The organism is Ornithinimicrobium cryptoxanthini (assembly GCF_023923205.1).
Classification (GTDB): domain Bacteria; phylum Actinomycetota; class Actinomycetes; order Actinomycetales; family Dermatophilaceae; genus Ornithinicoccus; species Ornithinicoccus cryptoxanthini.
The window spans coordinates 3515097-3533113 of the sequence record NZ_CP099490.1 but is presented as its reverse complement, the minus strand read 5'-3'; the positions used below and the strand labels follow the sequence as shown (position 1 = coordinate 3533113).

Genomic DNA, 18017 nt, shown 5'->3' with positions numbered 1-18017 from the left:
ATTCGACCGCATCCATCCATCGAGGAGTGCACCGTGGCCTACAAGGTTGGCTATTTCGTCGGGAGCCTGTCATCGACATCGATCAACCGCACGCTCAGCAAGGCGCTGCTCAGCGTGGCGCCGCAGGATCTTGAGTTCACTGAGATCCCGATCGGCAACCTGCCGCTCTACAGCGCGGACTTCGACGGCAACTATCCGCCGGAGGGCAAGGCGCTCAAGGAGGCGATCGCTGCCTCGGACGCGGTGCTCTTTGTCACTCCGGAATACAACCGCTCGATCCCCGGCGCCCTCAAGAACGCGATCGACTGGGCGTCCCGGCCCTATGGTGAGAATGCTTTTGACCACATGCCGGCGGGCGTGATCGGCACCTCTCCCAGTGGCATCGGCACGGCCGTCGCCCAGCAGTCGCTGCGCGGTGTGCTGAGCTTCTGCAACGCCCGTCAGATGACCGCACCCGAGGCCTACATCACCTTCAAGCCCGAGGCGTATGGCGAGAACGGTGAGGTTCTGGAGGAGGAGCTGAAGGGCATCCTGACTGCGTTCATGCAGGAGTTCCGCGACCACATCGAGCGGGTGCTCACCGTCCTCCCGCGCGACTAGCGAGCAATGACGCCTATGGCTCGGGGGACGAAGAGCGTAGATTGGGTGTCATGGCAGCCGGAATCGACGAGATCACGCAGTTGGCGTTGACGCTCTCGGTGAGCGAGCGCGCCGAGGTCGCAAGCCGGTTGCTGGAGAGTTTGGATGACGTGGCCGATCCCTCGGAGGTGCATCGGTCGTGGACCTCAGAGATCAACTCTCGGGTTGACGACATCGTCACTGGCCGAGTGCAGACCATCCCTCGCGACGAGGTCAGGAAGCAGCTCGCGGCCGACCGCACCGCTAGGCAGCGTTGACCCTGTCGGTCAGCTATCACCCTGAGGCGACTGCTGAACTTCGCGCCGACATTGCTTGGTATGAGGAGCGCGGCACGGGACTGGGAGACCGTTTGGAGGTCGCAGTTGATGCTGTCATCGACGGAATCCTGGAGTGGCCGACCCCCGCCTGATCTATCTCGTCACGCCGGATGAGCTCGTGGTCATCGCGATCGCGCACCAGAAACGAAAGCCGGGCTACTGGCGGGACCGTGTCGTCGGCAAGTGACCACGAGTGATTCGATCCAATCGCGCGCCGGCGCCTACAGGCCCGCAAGCAGGACCGCCGGTTGCTCGACGCAGTCGGCGACATAACGCAGGAACCCACCGGCAGTGCCGCCGTCACAGACCCGGTGGTCAAAGGTGAACGACAGCTGGGTGACCTTGCGCAGCGCCACCGCTCCCTCGTGCGCCCACGGCTTGTCGATGATCCGGCCGATGCCGAGCATCGCGGCCTCGGGATGGTTGATGATCGGGGTCGAACCGTCCACGCCGAAGACGCCGTAGTTGTTGAGCGTGAACGTCCCACCCGTCAGCTGCGCGGGCGTGACCGTGCCCTCCCGGGCGGCCTCGGTCAGGCTGCGCAGGGCAGCCGCCAGCTCCGCGGTCGTCATCGCGTGCGCGTCGTGGACGACGGGCACCACCAGGCCGCGCGGGGACTGCGCGGCAAAGCCCAGGTTGATCCGGCCGTGCTGGACGATCTCGTGGCCCTCGACGGAGGAGTTGAGCTCGGGGAAGGCCCGCAGTCCGGCCACGGTGATGCGAGCCAGCAGCGCGAGTATGCCGATCGCGTCCTGCGGCCGCGCCGCCTTCAGGGCGTCCTTGGTTGCCAGGAGCTCGGTCGCGTCGGCGTCGACCCACGTGGTCGCATCCGGGATCTCCCGTCGCGAGGTCGACAGCTTCTGGGCGATGGCCCGGCGGACGCCGGTCAGCGGGATCCGCTGGTCGGCGGGTGCGTCTGTGGATGTGGCACGGGGAGCGGCCGGAGTGGTGGCGGGTGCGGTGGGCGACGGCTGACCGCGGTCAGCGACGGCGGCCTCCACGTCGGCACGACGGATGACTCCGCCTTCTCCCGTCGGGGTGATGCTGGCCAGGTCGATCCGGGCGTCCTCGACGAGCTTGCGCACGAGCGGTGAGATCACCTTGATGGCCGACTGGCTCGCGGGCTCGGGCTCAGGAGCAGACTCGGGCGCGGGAGTTGCGCCCTCCTCAGCCGCCGCAGCCCGGCGTCGACGGGCACGCCGCGGTGCCTCGGAGGCGCCATAACCGACGAGTGGCCGCTCCGGCGATGTGGAGCCAGCCTGCTCCTCGGTGCGATAGGCCTCCCCGTCCGCGAGCGCCGCGATCGTGATCAGCGGCGCCCCGACGGCGAGCTCCTCCCCGGCGGCGGTGTGCAGGGAGGTGACCACCCCGGCATACGGGCAGGGCACCTCGACGGCGGCCTTGGCCGTCTCGACGGTGACGACCTCCTGGTCGATCGTGACGTGGTCGCCCTCGGCGACGTGCCACTCGATGATCGTGGCCTCGGTGAGGCCCTCGCCGAGGTCGGGGAGGCGGAAGACCTGCGTCATCGGCTGGCCGCCAGGTGTGCGGTGTCCGGCTGGTCGTCCCACTGCAGGCGGGCCATCGTGTCCAGGATCCGGTCGACGCTGGGCAGGTGGGTGTGCTCGAGCTTCGGCGGGGGATAGGGGATGTCCAGCCCGCTGACCCTCAGCACCGGCGCGGCCAGCGAGTGGAAGCAGCGCTCGCCGACGCGGGCCGCGACCTCACCACCGACACCGCCGAAGCCCTGGGCCTCGGAGACGACTAGGCAGCGACCGGTCTTGCGCACGGAGGCGGCGACCGTCTCGTCATCGAAGGGCGTGATCGTGCGCAGGTCGACGACCTCGACGCTCCAGCCCTCCTCCGACTCGGCGACCTCGGCGGCCTTGAGCGCGTTGGGCACCTGCGGGCCATAGGCCACCAGCGTCACGTCGGTGCCCTCACGGCGCACGGCCGCCGTGCCGAACGGCTCGGTCCGCGTCGGCAGCTCCAGCTCGGCCTTGGACCAATAGAGCGCCTTGGGCTCCATGAAGACGACCGGGTCGGGGCTCGAGATCGCCTCGCGCAGCAGCGAGTAGGCGTCGGCCGGCGTCGCGGGAGTGACCACGTGCAGCCCGGGTGTGTGGGCGTAGTAGCCCTCCGAGGAGTCGCAGTGGTGCTCGACGCCGCCGATGCCACCGGCATAGGGCATGCGGATCACGATCGGCATCGTCAGCAGGCTCTGGGTGCGGTTGCGCATCTTGGCGATGTGCGAGACGACCTGCTCGAAGGCGGGATAGCCGAACGCGTCGAACTGCATCTCGATCACCGGGCGGAAGCCCTGCATCGCCAGACCGACCGCGAAGCCGGCAATGCCAGCCTCTGCGAGCGGCGTGTCGAAGCAGCGGTCCTCACCGAAGTCCGCGGTCAGCCCGTCGGTGATCCGGAAGACGCCACCGAGCTGGCCGACATCCTCGCCAAAAACCAGCACGTCCTCGTCCTCGGTCAGGGCGTCGCGCAGCGCGTGGTTGAGGGCCTGGGCAAACGTCATCGTGCTCATCCCTGCACCTCCTCAAGCTCGGCGGCCACCAGCTGCGCCTGCTCACGCAGCTGCGGTGTCTGTTGGGCATAGACATGGTCAAACAGGGAGAGGGGAGCGACCACGGGCTCCTCGTTCATCCGCTCCCGCACGCGCGCGGCATACGCCTCTGCCTCGGCGGCGACCTGCTCCTCGATCTCAGCGGTGAGGGCACCCGTGCCGGTCAGATAGGTGCGCAGCCGGGCGATCGGGTCGCGCTCGGACCACTGGGTGACCTCGTCGGCCTGGCGATAGCGGGTGGCGTCGTCGGCGTTGGTGTGCGCCTCGAGGCGATAGGTGTGCGCCTCGATCAGCACCGGTCCGTGGCCGGCGCGGGCGTGAGCGTAGGCCGCGCGCGTCACCGCGAGCACGGCTGCGGGGTCGTTGCCGTCGACCTGCTCGGAGCGGATGCCATAGCCAATTCCCTTGTAGGCCAGGCTCGGTGCCTTCGTCTGCTTGGCCAGCGGGACACTGATCGCGAACTTGTTGTTCTGCACGAAGAAGACGGTGGGGGCGTTGAAGACGGCGGCGAAGTTGAGGCCCTCGTGGAAGTCGCCCTCGCTCGTCGCGCCGTCGCCGATGAAGCACAGCGCGACGCCGTCGGTGCCGCGCCTGGCCAGCCCGTGACCCGCGCCAGCCGCGTGCACCGCCTGGGTCGCGAGCGGGGTGCACTGGGGGGCGGTGTGCGTCTGCACGGGGTCATAGCCGCAGTGCCACGAGCCCCGCAGCAACGTCAGCACCTCGATGGGGTCGAGCCCGCGGCTGACCAGCGCCATCGAGTCGCGATAGGTCGGGAAGAACCAGTCCTGCTCCTGCAGCTCCAGCACCGGCGCCACCTGGCAGGCGTCCTGGCCGCGCGAGGAGGGATAGACCGCCAGGCGTCCCTGCTTGGTCAGCGCGGTGGCCTGGGTGTCGAAACGGCGCCCGATGACCATCTGGCGCCACACGGCGAGCAGGTCCTCGTCCGAGGGCATGGCATAGCCGCGCGCCGTCGCCTCGGGCCCGGGGTCGGTGAGCTGTCCATGCTCGTCCAGGAACCGCACCGGCTCCGCGCACGGCAAAAGGTCGGCGGTCGTCATCGACATGTTCTCCTCCGGTGGTGGTCCTCCTATCGTCGCTGAGTCTGGACCGACCGTGTGGATTGTGGCCCTGATGCAAGACAAACGGCTCTAAACTGCTCCGTATGACGACACAAAGTCTGCCTGTCGGTGCAGTCCGCGGGGGCGGGCTGGACATTTGGAGGATTGCGAGCAGTGGGGCGCCGGTCGGGGCGCGGCGATGAGCCCTGGCCGCGCGCTTGTCGACGACACGGACCGTGCGCTCATCCGTGCGTTGAGGGCGGACGGGCGGCTGTCGGTGCGGGCCCTGGCCGAGCAGGTGCACATCTCCCGGGCCAACGCCTATGCCCGCCTCGAGCGCCTGCTTGAGGCCGGCGTGATCACCGGGTTCAGCGCGCAGGTGGCACCCGAGCACCTGGGGCTGGGCACGTCGGCCTATGTCTCGGTCTCCATCGAGCAGAACACCTGGAAGCCGGTCGCTGCTGCCCTGCGCCGGGTGCCAGCCGTGGAGCGGGTCGCTCTCGTCGGCGCGGAGTTCGACGCGCTCGTCACGGTCCGCTGCCGCGACAACCACGAGCTGCGCGACACCGTGCTGGAGCAGATCCAGGCGATCCCCGGTGTGAAGGCGACGAGGACCTGGCTGATCTTCGAGGAGACCGACGTGCGCGACCTGGCTCAGGAAGACGCCTGAGGCGGCAACACCGAGCCCGCCCCCAGCTCAGGACTCTAGCGCGTTCGCGCCGCTGAGACTTTGACCTCCCGTATGTGTGCCATGGCAGTCAATCGGGAGGTCAGCTGCATGCCGTGGCAAGGATCGGGAACTTCCAGGTCCTTCCTATAGTTCCGCGCGGAAGTTCTATAGGTTGCGGTGAGGACCGCTGTCCGACCTGCGGTGCAGCAACATCGTCTGCCCGTCCCGGTCGATCTCGGTGCCGCTGCGCACGAGTCGCACCACCTCGGTCATGCCGCGAGCGGCAAGTTGCTCGGCCATCTCGTCGGGGGTGCGCAGATAGCGCTCAAGTGTCACATCGTGACCGTGCTGGCTGTATTGCCGAAACAGGTCCCGCGTGCCAACGCCAGACTGGAACGCGACCAGCACGTAGCCGTCCGGCGCCACCACGCGGACAGCCTCGTCGAGGGCGCGGCCCAGGTCCGCCTCGGACAGGTGGATCGTGGAATACCAGAGCAGCACCCCGCCAAACGACGCACCGCCGTGCGGCAGGTCGGTGATCGAGGCGACCGACAGGTCGAGGTCAGGATGCAGCGCTCGACCCTGCGCGATCATCTGGGGCGAGAGGTCGACGCCCACCACGCGGCCACCACGGTCGGCGAGGTAGCGGCTGATCCGCCCCGCCCCGCACCCGGCGTCCAGGATCGGCTCCGTCCCCACGGCCGCGATGAACGTGTCGAGCAGCGTCAGGTCTAACGGGTGCTCGGGGCTCGTGTCCGGCATCGACCGCGCATAGTCCGCAGCCACAGTGTCGTATGCCGTCCGCACCGTGTCCTGCGTCTGCGCCTGGGGTGGTCGAGGGGTGTCGCTCATTTGCTCATGATGCCGCAGCGAGGCCGACGCGCCGCCGGGTGACCGTCGACGCCCAGGTCCGGTGGACAAAGTTGTGGAAACTCCGCTACCCCACAAGGGTCGGCCCGGTAGGGTCCGGTAGCCAGGATGGGGCGAGGATGCAGAGGGGTAGAGCTACGTCGGGGTAAGCGAACGACACGCCGGTGATGCGTCATGCCTCTGACAAGCGATGAGTTGTCGAAGGGTGACGCCCGGAAGCCCTGGCGTGGGTATCCGGAGACGGCCCGCGGGCACGCAAGCGCCAGGGGCCGGGCCGGTGAGTAGCGCCATTCTGTTTCCACTTGACAACATGTGTCGCGTGGAACATGCTGAACCCACCCGTCTCTGAGAGGAGAGATTCCGTGAACGCCTTTGACGTCCAATTGATCGTTGACGAGGTGCCTGAGGGCATCGTGGACGAGCTCATCGACATCTTTGAGGGAACGACGGGCCATGATCACACGGGCTCCGCGTTCGTGAACGGGTTCATTGAGGCGCCGACCTTCCTCGACGCAGTCGAAAGTCTTAGCCGGTGGCTCGAGGAGCGCGGATGTGTTGCCCAGCGGGTCGATCTGGACCTGGCTACTCGTGGAGACATTGCCCGTCGCCTTGGGGCCACCAGGCAGGCTGCGGCGAACTGGGCCGCAGGGCGTCGCGGTGCTGGATTCCCTGCGCCATTCAACCCTGTTTCCGGTGGGGTTTGGCTCTGGGGTGACGTTGTGGCGTGGGCGATCGAGCACGGTCGGCTGCCCCATGAGACCCCACGGCCTCCACAGGCGGAAGCCGTGACCCTCGCCAATAGTTTCCTGCTGCGCCAATCCGTCGGGTGACCGCTGCGTTGCTCGCCTTGGCAGTGAGGTCGGCGTCGATCTGGGGTGGTGTGCTGGTGGGGCGAGGTGGCAGCGGGGGTCAGGGCTTGAATTGGCCGCTGCGATAGGCGAGGGCGGCGAGCTGGGCGCGCGCCATAGCCGCTGATCCGCCCCGCCCCGCACCCCGCGTCCAGGATCGGCTGCGTCCCCACGGTTGCGATGAAGTTGTCGAGCAGCGTCAGGTCCAGGTCAACGGGTGCTCGGGGCGCGTGTGCGGCCGGCCGGGATTTCGACCTTCCGGATGCATGCCATGGCAGACAATCGGGAGGTCAGTTCTGCGGTGGCGGGAGCGGCCGGGCTTTCGACCGCTCGGATGCATGCCATGGCAGACATTCGGGAGGTCAGTGCTGCGGCGGTGGCGGCGGCGGGGCGGCCGGGTGTCGCTCAGGGCTGGACGTGGCCGCTGCGATAGGCGAGGGCGACGAGCTGGGCGCGGTCGTGGCAGCCGGTCTTCATCAGCATCCGCGAGATGTGTGTCTTGACCGTGGCCTCGCTGAGCACCATGCGCTTGCTCAGCTGGCTGTTGGTCGCGCCGTCGGAGAGCTCGCTCAGCACATCGAGCTCGCGCGGGGTGAGCATGTCCAGGCTGGGCCTTCCCTCCGGGTTGGCCGAGGCCATCTCGCGCAGGGTGTCCAGCACCTTGGGCGCGACGACGGGGTCGATCCAGGCGTCGCCGCCGGCTACGCGCCGGATCGCGTCGGTCAGCTCGGTCGGGGCCGCGTGCTTGAGCATGTAGCCCGAGGCGCCGGCCCGCAGCGTGCCATAGAGGGCAGCGTCCTCGTCGAAGGTCGTCAGCACCAGGACCTTGGTGATCTGGTCCGGGTCGTCGGTGCGCTCCTGGATGAGCCGGCGGGTGGCCTCGATGCCGTCCATGCCGGGCATCCGCACGTCCATCAGGACGAGGTCGGGGCGGTGGCGGTCGACCATCCTGATCGCCTCGGCCCCGTCACCGGCCTCACCGACGACCTCCATGTCCGACTCCGCCCCGAGCAGCATGGCGATGCCCTGGCGGACCATCGGCTGGTCGTCCGCGATGACGACGCGGATCATGGTGGCGGGGGTGGTGTCCGCCGGCGTGGTGGAGGGGGCGCCCGCCGGAGTTGTGGGGGTGGTGTCCGCTGGAGCTGTGGCGGGGGCGCCCGCTGGAGTTGTGGCGGGGGCGCCCGCTGAAGTCGTGGAAGGGCTCGCCTCCGCGCCGCCCGTGCTCATGCTCATGTTGGTGCTCATGACTCCCCCTCAGGCTCCACGTTGGTGCCGCGCCCGGATCGGACGGGCAGGACTGCCGAGGTGACGAAGCCACCGTCGACAGGACCACTCTCAAAAGAGCCGCCGGCCAGCTGGACGCGCTCGCGCAGGCCCCACAGGCCGGTGCCCGAACCCGCCGGCTCCGGCACGGCGGCATCGCCAGCCTCGGGCGCAAGCCCACGGCTGCTGCGCACCTGCAGCTGCAGCTCGCCCGGCTCCCACGTCTCATAGATGTCGACGACAGCGCCGCGGCCAGCGTGCTTCATCGCATTGGTGAGTGACTCCTGGACCATGTGATAGGCCGCCAGGTCGACGCTAGGGTCGAGCGGCTGCACGGCGCCCTCCCGGTGCAGCTGCACGACGAGGCCTCCGTGTCGGGTGGCGGTGATCAGGGTGTCGACGTCGGCCAGCCGCAGCCGCGCGACGCCGGACTCGCCCTGGCCGTCGGCGGTGCGTAGGAGGCCGAGCAGGCGGTGCAGCTCGCGCATCGACTCCGCCCCGGTCGACTCGATGGCGGTGAGGGCCTCAGTGACCTGTTTGGCCTCGGTCGTGCCATCCAACTTGGTCGAGACGGCCTTGGCTCCCGCGGACTGCAGGATCATCGCGCTCATCGAGTGGCTCAGGATGTCGTGCAGGTCGCGGGCGATCTGCTGCCGCTGCTGCCCGAGGGACTCCTGGGCGGTGGCCAGCAGGCGCTCCTTCTCCTGCTGTGTGCGCACTCGCGACCTGCGCTCCCGGCGACCGATGACCCAGATCAGGGTGAAGAGCGACATGAAGATGCCAGAGATGCTGATCAGCGCAAAGACGGAGTCGTCGCCGGAGATCCTGGTGGCGGTCCAGCCGCTGTTGAGCGCCGCGAAGGCCGCCAGCACCAGGGCCGGGTTGGCCTGCCGGGCCGGCGAACGACGAGCGACCTTGAGCAGCGCGAGGGCGACGCCGATGATGGGCTGGAACTGGGTCAGCACCAGACCGAACGCGAGGGAGATGCCCAGGATCGCCAGGAAGGTCAGCCACGGGTGGCTCCTGCGCCAGGCCAGGACGCCATAGGCCAGCGCGATGACCGCCATGACTGGCCACGAGGGCAGCGTGGGCCCAAGGGTGGTCGTCATCGGGTCGCCGGTGAGCAGACCGCTGACGAACAAATCGGCGGCGGCGCACGCGGGCACGACCAGGAGGTCGATGCGTCGTGGGCCGGAGTCGCGCCCCACCTCGTCAGCTGAGCTCACGGGCGCGGAGCCGGACGACGCAAAGACGGAACCGGCCAGGGACGAGAGGCGGCCGACGCCAGAAGAGGGACCTGCATGGGGGTCATTGTCACTGGTTCTGGAGCCGAGTGCCAGTGTCCGAAGTGTCGGTGTCCTGGCGCCGTGCGGGGGAGCGGCAGGTCGTGCGGTCGTCAGCGTCGACAACCGGGGAGCGAGGGGAAACACCTGCAGATCCAACCGTCTGTCGAGCCGCCGCCCAGGACGCTGGCCCCGCCGCCCAGGACGCTGGCCTCGCCACCCAGCGCGCTGGCCTCGGTGGTCTTTGAACGCGACAGGTCGAGGCTGTCCGGCACCATGCCGATGTCGGGAGCGTCCACGTCCTCGTCGAGCTGGAGGGCGATCCACCCATCCAGCTCGGTGGACTCGAAGACGCCGAGGACCGGGACGTTTTTGCCCCTGCCGCCCCCCGAAGCGGCAGGGACAGTGATGTGCGACGGCTGTCCGGGCCTGGCCCCACGCCCGGACAGCCTCATCACGACAACACTCGGAGAGACGAGCCAGCCAACCCCCGCTGGTGACTCGTCACGGCCCTGGGGCCCGCCTAGGAAGACGCGAACTTCGTTGTTGTGATGCACGTCAATACCTTCTCTCGTGGTCCCCGGCTCGCGCGTCATCCTGCAGATGTATCTTTCGCACCCTGCGACCTTCCGACGCACGCCCCGGTGTGGTTGGCTTTGCCAGGAACCTACCGCCGGGAGGCAACGATGGACAGGGAGCAGGTCGAGATCAACGCGGAGGGCCTGGACCACCCGGGCACGGTGATCCGCTACGGCCACTTCGGTCGCCCGGTCATCGCCTTCCCCTCCGAGGCGGGGCGCGCGTGGGACTACGAGAACAGCGGCATGGTCGAGGCGGTGCGCAGCCTGGTCGAGGAGGGCCGCATCAAGCTCTATGCCGTCGACTCCTTCGACCACCTGTCCTGGTCGAACTACTCGCTGCCCACCGAGGACCGCGCCCACCGGCACCGGATCTATGAGAACTGGATCCTCAACCACGTCGTGCCGATGATCGACGCCGACTCACCCGGCCACCAGGGCATCGTGACGACGGGCTGCAGCATGGGCGGCTACCACGCGGTCAACTTCGCCCTCAAGCGCGCCGACCTCTTCCCGGTCGCGATCTCGTTGTCCGGCAACTTCGACCCCACCTCCTGGCGCGGCTGGGGGGAGACCGGCGAGGCGACATACCTCAACAATCCCCTGGCCTATGTGGCCGGTGCGTCCGGAGACCACCTGCAGTGGCTGCGCAGCGCGGTCCAGGTCCTGATCGTCGTGGGTGAGGGGGCCTTCGAGGTGCACCCCACCAAGTCGCTGCCCGGCGCCCGTGCGCTCGCCGACGTGCTCGCCGACAAGGGGGTCCCGCACCAGCTCGACATCTGGGGCCACGACTCGGCCCACGACTGGCCGTGGTGGCGCAAGCAAATCGCCTATCACCTGCCGAGATTCTGCTGATCGCGATAGGTTGCCAGCATGGTTGCCAAGCGCCCCCCGCTGATCGGTCTGCTCCTCGGTGCCGAGGAGGACTGGCCCCGTGCGTTCGAGTCGATCCTCGGCCTCGTCGGACCGCTGAAGGTCGGCGGTGAGTCGGTCGAGATCACCTCCGAGCGGCTGCGGATCTCACCGTTCGACCTGACCGACCCGGTGGACCCTGGCCTGGTGATCGACCGCCTCGCCTACTGGTACTACCACCCGCGCGAGTGGCTCAAGAAGGCCGCGCTGATGAACGACACCTATCTGCTCAACAGCCCGTTCACGTTCCAGTCGATGGAGAAGCACAGTGCCTACTGCGCGATGTTGCGCCTCGGCATGAAGATCCCCAAGACGGTGCTGGTGCCCTACAAGAACCCGGTGGACAACGTGCGCTGGGCCTACACCTCGGCGAAGTACAACGACCGGTTCGACCTGGACGCGATCGCTGAAGAGGTCGGCTACCCGATGTATATGAAGCCGTTTGACGGTGGCGGGTGGCGTGGGGTCTCGCGGGTGGATGACAAGGCGGGGCTGCACAAGTCGTATGACGAGTCCGGCGAGATGCTGATGCACCTGCAGGCGACGGTGGACTATGACAAGTTCGCCCGCGCCCTGTCGATCGGTCCGGAGACGATGGTGATGGACTTCCGTCCCGAACAACCGATGCACAACCGGTATGCCGTGACGCACGACTTCCTGTCCGAGCAGGCTGGGTGGGAGGCTGAGACGGTGTCCAAGGTGGTCAACGCGTTCTTCGGCTGGGAGTTCAACTCCGCGGAGATGCTGGTCGCGGGCAACGAGGTCCACCCGATCGACTATGCCAACGCGTGCCCGGACGTGGCGGTCACCTCGTTGCACTACTACTTCCCGTGGGCGATCACGGCGCTGGTGCGGTGGTCGGTCTTCGCGCTGGCCACCAACCGGCCGGCCACGGTGGACCTGGAGACGCGGCGCTACTACGAGATCGCGGACGACGAGTCGTTGGACTACCAGGCCAAGATGGAGGGCTACCGCACGCTCGCTGACGCGCACTTCGACACCGACCGCTACTGGGAGTTCTGCGAGAAGCACCTGGCCCACCTGCCCGAGGCGGTGCTGGAGTGGGTTGACTCCGACGGCTTCGACAAGATCCTGCTCGACACGGTCCGCTCGACCTATCCCGCCCACGAGCACGAGAAGTTCCTCGCGCACTTCCGCGGTCTGGTCGGGCTGTGGGTCAAGGACCAGCACAACCTGCATCAGTCCGCCGGCTAGAGCAGGGACCGCTTGCTCTCCATCTGCGTCACCAGATCCGAGTAGGCGGACCGGAAGCGGTCGAGTCCGTAAGCCTCTGCCCTCTCCCGCATCGCTACGGTGTCAGCAGGTGCGTCCAGGACGTGCTCGACGGCGTCGGCCCAGGCCTGCGGATCATCGGTGGGCAGGATCTCGCCGAGGCCGCCGGCCAGGAGCTCGACGGATCCACGGTTGCGCCTCGCGACCACGGGTGTGCCGGCGGCCAGGGCCTCGATGATGACCCTCGGCACGCCCTCTCGATAGCTCGGGGCGAGCAACACCTGGGCGTGGGCCATCCACGACGGGATAGCCCGCGTCCGGTCGACGAGGTGCAGCCACGGGCGCGTGCGGGTCGCCGTCCGAATGTCGTCCGCAAGATGTCCCTCGCCGATCACGGTCAGCTCCAGGGGCCGGCCCCGGCGACGGCACTCCTCGACGGCCGCGACGGCGCACATCGGGTCCTTGTTGGCGTTCAGGTCGCCGACGAAGAGCGCGTAGGCGCTGGGCGAGGAACCCTCCCGGGGGAGGTTGAGGGCGGCATACGTGTCGACCGGCACCCCGGCCCCCGGCAGGGCGACCAGCAGCTTCGGGTGGAGCAGTCGTGGCAGGCTGCGGACGAAGCGGTGGTCTGCCGCGCTCACCGTCGCCAGCGCCAGCGTGCGGTGCGCCAGAGCCGCCTCGAGGAGTCGGACGGCTTGGGCACGGAGGCCCCGCTCCCCGGACTGGAAGTGGAAGCCGTGCACGACGTAGACGGTGCGCCGCCGGGAACGGCCGGTCGCGACGAGCCGCCAGAGGACCGAGATGATCGGCGACTGGATCTGCACCAGGTCCCACTCCTGACGGCTCAGGGCGCGTAGCCCGGCGGCGAGTTCGAGCACCACGCGCGGGCGCAGGCTCCGCTCGGCACGGATCTCGTGGTAGACGCTTCCGGGGGTGAGCAGTGACGCCGTCCAGGCGTCGCGGGCCGCGGCGAAGGTGATGTTGTAGCCGCGCTCGCGCAGGATCTGCCACCCCTCGGGGCTCTGCAGCGCCAGGCTCCGCGAAACGGTGGCGATCGTCAGTGCTCTGCGCCGTCGAGGAGCAGCGTGAGTGGCCACACGCGTGACACTAGTGGACCCCGGTGGGCGGCGGTCGTCCAGGCTCTCAGCAGGACCGGTAGACCTCGAGCTCGCGCGCGGCGACCTGCGGCCAGGTGTGGGGCCGCGCCGCCTCGATCAGCTCTGGGCGGCTGCCCTCCGCGGCCCGCAGCACCCGGACGACCGCCTGCGCCAGCCTCTCCTCGAGGCCCGGACCGTCGGGGACCAGGTGGTCCGGCTCCACGATTGCCTCCGCGACGCCTCCCACGGCAGTCGCGACGACCGGCGTGCCGGTGGCGTAGGCCTCCATGATCACGGTGGGCCATCCCTCGCCCCGGCTGGGGAGGACAAGCACGTGGGCCCGTGCCATCTCCCGTGCGACGCAGGCAGGGTCCAGCCGGCCGAGAAAGGACACGGACTGGTCGTCGAGCCCCCGCCGGATCCGCGCCAGGAGGGATCCGGTGCCGACCACGACGAGCCGTGCGGACGGTATCTCGGCACGGACGTGGGTCCAGACGGTCGGCAGACGGTCGACGCCCTTGACTGGCTCGAGGTTGCCGACGTAGAGGACCGTGGGCACCGTCGCCCGAGCCCCGGGAGTGAAAGTCGCCGGGTCGACCCCGTTAGGTATGACGTGCGCCTGCGGATGCGTCACGGTCAGACTGTGCGACCGGTCCCGGAGGGCGGCACTGACATAGATCGTGGCGGACGCCCCCATCAGGACCTGAGAGTAGAACTGCCGCCGCCGCGGCATCACCTCGTTGACGTCGGTGCCGTGCATGGAGACGACGTAAGGAACGTCCAGCCGGTCGGCCACCCTCATGGCGACCAGTCCGGCCGGTAGGTCGTACATCCCGTGCGCGTGCACGACGTCCACCGGACCCGCCCGGTGCGCCAGGACTTGGGCAGTGATGTCGTCGAGCCACCGCCGGCCGGCGCGGCTCTCCAGGCGACGACGCAGAGCCTGCCCCGGCCCAAGCGGCGCCGTGACGGGCAGGAAGGGTTCGACCGGAGGGCCCTCTTCCGCCCTCCGGAACGGAGCTCGGACCACTGTGGCGGCGGTGGTCCACGTCGGCCACACAGCCATCGGCACGATCTCAGTCTCGAGGTCGGCCAGCGCCCGGAGCCGGGAGCGGATGAAGGTCGCTCCGGTGGGCGTGGCCCGGGTGGGGTAGATGTTCGTCAGCAGCAGGGCTCTCACTCGGGCGCACCCCGATCGGTCAGCCGTCGCATGCCCGCGCGGAGACGGACGACGGACCAATACACGGCCGGGTAGTGCCGACCGGCCGTCGCGAGCACCGCCGCTCGCGCGGCGAGCACAGGATCCCGACGCAGGAGATGCGGAACGTGTCGCAGCAGAGCGCCGTCCAGGGCAAGCCGCAGCCACTCCGACCGGGTGGCTGGGTCGAGCGGTGCTCGCATGGCCGTGCCCGCGACCGCCAGGTGCCACTCCCGATACCGGAACTCGCGCAGGGCCGCATGGACGGTCCCTTCGTCCGCACGCCCGTCAGGGTGGGTCCGAGCCGCCTCGGCGACCCGCTCCCCGATGTGCAGCGACCGCCTCAGGGTATCCAGGGTCGGATGCTGCGAGGTAGTCACGGAACCAGGGCGCTGGACGTGGTGGAACAGGATGTTGGGCAGCAGGTAGACCGAGGGCAGGCGTGCCATCAGCTCGGCCGACCCCGCGAAGTCAGACCGGGTCTGGTACGCCGGGAAGGGCGCCTCTCCGAGGATGTCGCGCGCGAACAGCTTGTTCCAGAGATAGCCGCGGATCCGTCCGTCCAGGATCGCCACGCCGATCTGGCCACCGGTGAGCAGCGTGGGGCGGTCGACGGTCCCGAGCATCTCGAGCCGGCGCCCCCGGGCGTCGACCAGATCGGCGCCGCAGCCCACGACAGGAGCGCCCGATGCCACGCGTGCGGCATACAGGAGCCCGATGATGCTGGGGTCCCACCGGTCGTCCCAGTCGACGAACCACACCATCTCGCCACGGGCCTGGGCCAGTCCCAGGTTGCGGGCCGCCCCGACCCCTGCGCCAACGCCCGTCAGCACGGTCGTCGGGAGGCCGCGCAAGTCCGTGTTCCGCAGCACGACGTCGGTGCCGTCCGTGGAGCCATCGTCGACAACGATGAGCTCGTCCTGGACGGACAGGCTGGTCCGGACGGCCTCGAGGGCAGGACCCAGGCCGGGACCTGGGTCGCGGACGGGCAGGATCGCGCTGACCCGCACCTTAGCGGCCGGCCGATCGTCAGCCATGCAGCACTCCTTCCCAGGCAGCGAGCACCTTCGCCCGGTCGAACTCGCGACGCCGTGTCTCATCGGCGGCGACGAGGTCCGAGGCTACCTGCGGTGACCTGGCCAGCGTCGAGACGATCGCCTCGGCCAGCGAGGGAGGATCGGCCGTGGTGAGCGTGCCGGGCACCACGGCCGGCACCAGTCTGTTCATCACCGGGGCATCGGTGGCGACGACGGGCAGCCACTGCTCGGCAGCCTCGAGCAGGACGTATCCGAAGGTCTCGGAGGCGGAGGGATGGACGAGCAGGTCGCTGCCGATCAACAGCGGTGTTGGATCGGCCACGAAGCCGAGCCACTCGATCCGGTCGCCGACGCCCAGAGAGTCGGCGAGCGCCCGGAGCTCGAGCTGCTGCGTCCCGCCTCCCGCGAGCGTCAGCCGCCAGTCGACGTCGAGGAGTGGCAGAGCGCGGATGAGCACGTCGTAGTTCTTGACCGGCTTGGCCTCGCCGAGCGCGAGCAGGCGGACCGGTCCTCGGTCATCGCTCTGCTCGACCGTCGTGGCTTCCCGATCGTGGCGTCGGTGGCCAGGAGAGCGTTCCGGCAGGTCGAGGAGGTTGGGGATCACGGTCGAGTCGACCCGCCACCGCTCATCGAGGAGCGTGGCCACCACCGGGCTGACACTGACCGTGCCGGCACACAGCCGGTAGCACCGGGCCACCGTCTCCGCCCGAAGTCGGAACCGGCGCCCGCTGGCGAGGCGCTGCGGTGTGAGTGAGTGCTCCCAGGCCACCGCAGAGCGGAAGGCCCACGGGGTGGCTAGAAGCAGCTGGGCGCCCGCCCAAACCCCGGTCACGACGACGACCTCCTGCTGCCGCGCGGCCCGGAGCCGCTGGCGCAGAGCCCTCCTTGTGCGGCTTTCGGTCCCGCGGTCCAGCGACGTGACCGTGACCGTGGGCGCGTCGACCGGTCCGGGGTCGTGCAGGACCAGGATCTCCACCGTATGGTGCTCCGCGAGCGCTGTGGCCAGCCGCAGCAGGGCATGCTCCATGCCGTGCCGTGGGGTGAGAACCGTGGCCAGGAAAGTCACCCGCAGGGAGGCGCGCGCCCCGGTCATGGCGCCGCCCCCGTGGCGCCCCCCGGCGTCACCGGTTCCCCGCGCAGTCGGCGCAGCACGACGATCAGAGCGGTCCACAGCGCTACGGCCAGGGCGCCCTCGCACACGAGCGTCGCCCAGGCGGCACCCCATACCCCGTAGGTCGGGATGAGCCAAAGGTTGAGACCGATGTTCGCGGCGAGCACCGCCACCTGGATGACGGTGCGCACCCCTTGACGGCCCATGCCGGTGAGCACATCGGCGGGCAGATAGTGCAGGCAGCGCAGCAGCACGACCACCGCCAGGACGCGCAGAAGCGGTACCGACGCCGCATACGACTGGCCGAGCAGCGGCACCAGCACGCCGGCGGCGGTGACCATCACGATGACGACCGCCGTGCTGTAGAGGAGGGAGGGCCGGGCGACCTTGCGCACGAAGGGCAGGAGCTCTCCCGGTCCTCCGCGGGCGTGCCGGAAGAGGCGCGGCCACGCGGCGCCGAGCACCGCCCGCATCGGCAACCACGCCGTGTCGACGACTCGGTAGGCGGCGGCGTAGACGCCGACGCCCGCCGGATCGTCGAGCCGGCCGAGCATGACCTTGTCGATGTCGTTGTGAGCGACCTGCACGCCGATCCCCACGCTGAAGAGCGCGGCCTCCCGCCAGCGGCCACGGAACGGCGCCAGCCCGAACCTGGGCCGCCCGACCGCCCGCACCGCGAGGGCGAGGCAGATGGCGCCGGAGAGCGAGGAGCTAAGCACAAGTGCCGCGACCCAGGCCCGGAGGCTGACCGGCGAGGAAGAGAGCAGAAGCAGCCCGACGGCGAGGAGCCGGAGGGCGGGAAGCAGGACCTGGCAGAACGCGGTGATGTGCATCTGCTCGCGGGCGACGAAGACGGACGAGGCCAGGTCCGCCGCCCGGGCGCAGACGAACTCGGCCAGCACGAGCCCGCCCACGACCGCCAGTTCGGTGCCGACCGGGATCAGCACTGGGGAGAAGACCAGCAGGAGCATGCCGACGACCGTCGCGCCGATCACGCTCATCGTGAGTCCGGCACCGAGCCACCGACCGGTGGTCTCTGGCTGGATGGCGCCGTACTTGACGATCAGCGCGCCCGAGCCGAGGGCGGAGAACGGTGCGGCGATCATGATGAGCGCGGTCACGGCCGCGAGCCGGCCAAACGACTCCACGCCGAGTGCACGGGTCGCCACGACGAAGTAGACGGCCGTGATCGGCACCCGCACGGCCTGCCCGAGGAGAAGGGCCCCGGCGTTTCGGGCGAACCCACGGTCGAGACGGCTGGGGGACACGACCGCCATCATGCCTGATCGAGAGTGCTCTTCTACTAGTCTTCGCCTGAGACG

At 69.2% G+C, this 18017-nt stretch carries 18 protein-coding genes; 6 read left to right on the top strand and 12 right to left on the bottom strand.

The features are described 5' to 3' along the window. Positions 1–33: 33 nt before the first annotated feature. Both NF557_RS16320 and NF557_RS16315 read left to right on the top strand, forming a co-directional pair. Positions 34–600 (top strand): NADPH-dependent FMN reductase, encoded by a 567-nt coding sequence (locus NF557_RS16320; protein ID WP_252620827.1) that lies wholly within the window; start codon positions 34–36, stop codon positions 598–600. Positions 601–650: 50 nt separating this feature from the next. Then, positions 651–896, top strand: a complete 246-nt coding sequence (locus tag NF557_RS16315) for an addiction module protein (protein ID WP_252620826.1) — start codon at positions 651–653, stop codon at positions 894–896. A gap of 281 nt (positions 897–1177) precedes the next feature. Here the strand turns inward: NF557_RS16315 and NF557_RS16310 are convergent, their stop codons facing one another. From NF557_RS16310 to pdhA, 3 genes are read right to left on the bottom strand one after another with little or no spacing between them, the layout of a single operon-like run. Beyond that, positions 1178–2485: a dihydrolipoamide acetyltransferase family protein gene (locus NF557_RS16310; protein WP_252620825.1), complete on the bottom strand. Its 1308-nt coding sequence runs from the start codon at positions 2483–2485 to the stop codon at positions 1178–1180. Further along, complete coding sequence (locus NF557_RS16305) at positions 2482–3495, bottom strand: alpha-ketoacid dehydrogenase subunit beta (protein ID WP_252620824.1); 1014 nt, start codon at positions 3493–3495, stop codon at positions 2482–2484. Before NF557_RS16305 ends, NF557_RS16310 begins: the two co-directional genes overlap by 4 nt. Beyond that, on the bottom strand, positions 3492–4598 hold the full coding sequence (gene pdhA, locus NF557_RS16300) for a pyruvate dehydrogenase (acetyl-transferring) E1 component subunit alpha (RefSeq protein WP_252620823.1): 1107 nt from the start codon (positions 4596–4598) through the stop codon (positions 3492–3494). The genes NF557_RS16305 and pdhA overlap by 4 nt, the downstream gene beginning before the upstream one ends. A gap of 193 nt (positions 4599–4791) precedes the next feature. On the opposite strand from pdhA, the gene NF557_RS16295 reads away from it, so the two are divergent. Continuing rightward, on the top strand, positions 4792–5262 hold the full coding sequence (locus NF557_RS16295) for an Lrp/AsnC family transcriptional regulator (RefSeq protein ID WP_252620822.1): 471 nt from the start codon (positions 4792–4794) through the stop codon (positions 5260–5262). Positions 5263–5427: 165 nt separating this feature from the next. Here NF557_RS16295 and NF557_RS16290 read toward each other — a convergent pair whose 3' ends face one another. After that, positions 5428–6114 carry a class I SAM-dependent methyltransferase gene (locus NF557_RS16290; RefSeq protein WP_252620821.1) on the bottom strand — a complete coding sequence of 229 codons (687 nt, stop codon included), beginning with the start codon at positions 6112–6114 and terminating at the stop codon, positions 5428–5430. Positions 6115–6494: 380 nt separating this feature from the next. On the opposite strand from NF557_RS16290, the gene NF557_RS16285 reads away from it, so the two are divergent. Then, positions 6495–6962 carry a hypothetical protein gene (locus NF557_RS16285; RefSeq protein ID WP_252620820.1) on the top strand — a complete coding sequence of 156 codons (468 nt, stop codon included), beginning with the start codon at positions 6495–6497 and terminating at the stop codon, positions 6960–6962. Positions 6963–7385: 423 nt separating this feature from the next. On the opposite strand, the gene NF557_RS16280 is transcribed toward NF557_RS16285, so the two are convergent. From NF557_RS16280 to NF557_RS16270, 3 genes are all read right to left on the bottom strand, one after another. Then, a complete protein-coding gene (locus tag NF557_RS16280) occupies positions 7386–8228 on the bottom strand; it encodes a response regulator transcription factor (RefSeq protein WP_252620819.1) in 843 nt (280 codons plus the stop codon). Then, complete coding sequence (locus NF557_RS16275; RefSeq protein ID WP_252620818.1) at positions 8225–9472, bottom strand: sensor histidine kinase; 1248 nt, start codon at positions 9470–9472, stop codon at positions 8225–8227. Before NF557_RS16275 ends, NF557_RS16280 begins: the two co-directional genes overlap by 4 nt. A gap of 170 nt (positions 9473–9642) precedes the next feature. Continuing rightward, a complete protein-coding gene (locus tag NF557_RS16270; protein WP_252620817.1) occupies positions 9643–9984 on the bottom strand; it encodes a hypothetical protein in 342 nt (113 codons plus the stop codon). Positions 9985–10215: 231 nt separating this feature from the next. Here NF557_RS16270 and NF557_RS16265 point away from each other — a divergent pair, with 231 nt between their 5' ends. Continuing rightward, positions 10216–10962, top strand: coding sequence for an esterase family protein (locus NF557_RS16265; RefSeq protein ID WP_252620816.1), 747 nt, complete (start codon positions 10216–10218; stop codon positions 10960–10962). 18 nt (positions 10963–10980) lie between these two features. Further along, positions 10981–12234 (top strand): ATP-grasp domain-containing protein, encoded by a 1254-nt coding sequence (locus tag NF557_RS16260; RefSeq protein WP_252620815.1) that lies wholly within the window; start codon positions 10981–10983, stop codon positions 12232–12234. On the opposite strand, the gene NF557_RS16255 is transcribed toward NF557_RS16260, so the two are convergent. From NF557_RS16255 to NF557_RS16235, 5 genes are read right to left on the bottom strand one after another with little or no spacing between them, the layout of a single operon-like run. Further along, positions 12231–13349 (bottom strand): glycosyltransferase, encoded by a 1119-nt coding sequence (locus NF557_RS16255; protein ID WP_252620814.1) that lies wholly within the window; start codon positions 13347–13349, stop codon positions 12231–12233. The two genes, NF557_RS16260 and NF557_RS16255, sit on opposite strands and share 4 nt — an antisense overlap. Before the next feature lie 46 nt (positions 13350–13395). After that, a complete protein-coding gene (locus tag NF557_RS16250; protein WP_252620813.1) occupies positions 13396–14529 on the bottom strand; it encodes a glycosyltransferase in 1134 nt (377 codons plus the stop codon). Next, positions 14526–15584 carry a glycosyltransferase family 2 protein gene (locus NF557_RS16245; protein WP_252620812.1) on the bottom strand — a complete coding sequence of 353 codons (1059 nt, stop codon included), beginning with the start codon at positions 15582–15584 and terminating at the stop codon, positions 14526–14528. The genes NF557_RS16250 and NF557_RS16245 overlap by 4 nt, the downstream gene beginning before the upstream one ends. Next, entirely contained in the window at positions 15577–16677 is a 1101-nt protein-coding gene (locus NF557_RS16240; RefSeq protein ID WP_252620811.1) for a glycosyltransferase, read from the bottom strand. The genes NF557_RS16245 and NF557_RS16240 overlap by 8 nt, the downstream gene beginning before the upstream one ends. Beyond that, positions 16674–17963: an oligosaccharide flippase family protein gene (locus NF557_RS16235; RefSeq protein ID WP_252620810.1), complete on the bottom strand. Its 1290-nt coding sequence runs from the start codon at positions 17961–17963 to the stop codon at positions 16674–16676. Before NF557_RS16235 ends, NF557_RS16240 begins: the two co-directional genes overlap by 4 nt. Between the last annotated feature and the right edge of the window lie 54 nt (positions 17964–18017).

Bases quoted from the DNA above. Each gene is read 5' to 3' on its own strand.
- NF557_RS16305 (WP_252620824.1), bottom strand. From the start codon at position 3,495: ATGAGCACGATGACGTTTGCCCAGGCCCTCAACCACGCGCTGCGCGAC.
- pdhA (WP_252620823.1), bottom strand. From the start codon at position 4,598: ATGTCGATGACGACCGCCGACCTTTTGCCGTGCGCGGAGCCGGTGCGG.
- NF557_RS16290 (WP_252620821.1), bottom strand. From the start codon at position 6,114: ATGAGCGACACCCCTCGACCACCCCAGGCGCAGACGCAGGACACGGTG.
- NF557_RS16310 (WP_252620825.1), bottom strand. From the start codon at position 2,485: ATGACGCAGGTCTTCCGCCTCCCCGACCTCGGCGAGGGCCTCACCGAG.
- NF557_RS16295 (WP_252620822.1), top strand. From the start codon at position 4,792: ATGAGCCCTGGCCGCGCGCTTGTCGACGACACGGACCGTGCGCTCATC.
- NF557_RS16260 (WP_252620815.1), top strand. From the start codon at position 10,981: ATGGTTGCCAAGCGCCCCCCGCTGATCGGTCTGCTCCTCGGTGCCGAG.
- NF557_RS16315 (WP_252620826.1), top strand. From the start codon at position 651: ATGGCAGCCGGAATCGACGAGATCACGCAGTTGGCGTTGACGCTCTCG.
- NF557_RS16270 (WP_252620817.1), bottom strand. From the start codon at position 9,984: ATGAGGCTGTCCGGGCGTGGGGCCAGGCCCGGACAGCCGTCGCACATC.
- NF557_RS16280 (WP_252620819.1), bottom strand. From the start codon at position 8,228: ATGAGCACCAACATGAGCATGAGCACGGGCGGCGCGGAGGCGAGCCCT.
- NF557_RS16240 (WP_252620811.1), bottom strand. From the start codon at position 16,677: ATGACCGGGGCGCGCGCCTCCCTGCGGGTGACTTTCCTGGCCACGGTT.
- NF557_RS16245 (WP_252620812.1), bottom strand. From the start codon at position 15,584: ATGGCTGACGATCGGCCGGCCGCTAAGGTGCGGGTCAGCGCGATCCTG.
- NF557_RS16265 (WP_252620816.1), top strand. From the start codon at position 10,216: ATGGACAGGGAGCAGGTCGAGATCAACGCGGAGGGCCTGGACCACCCG.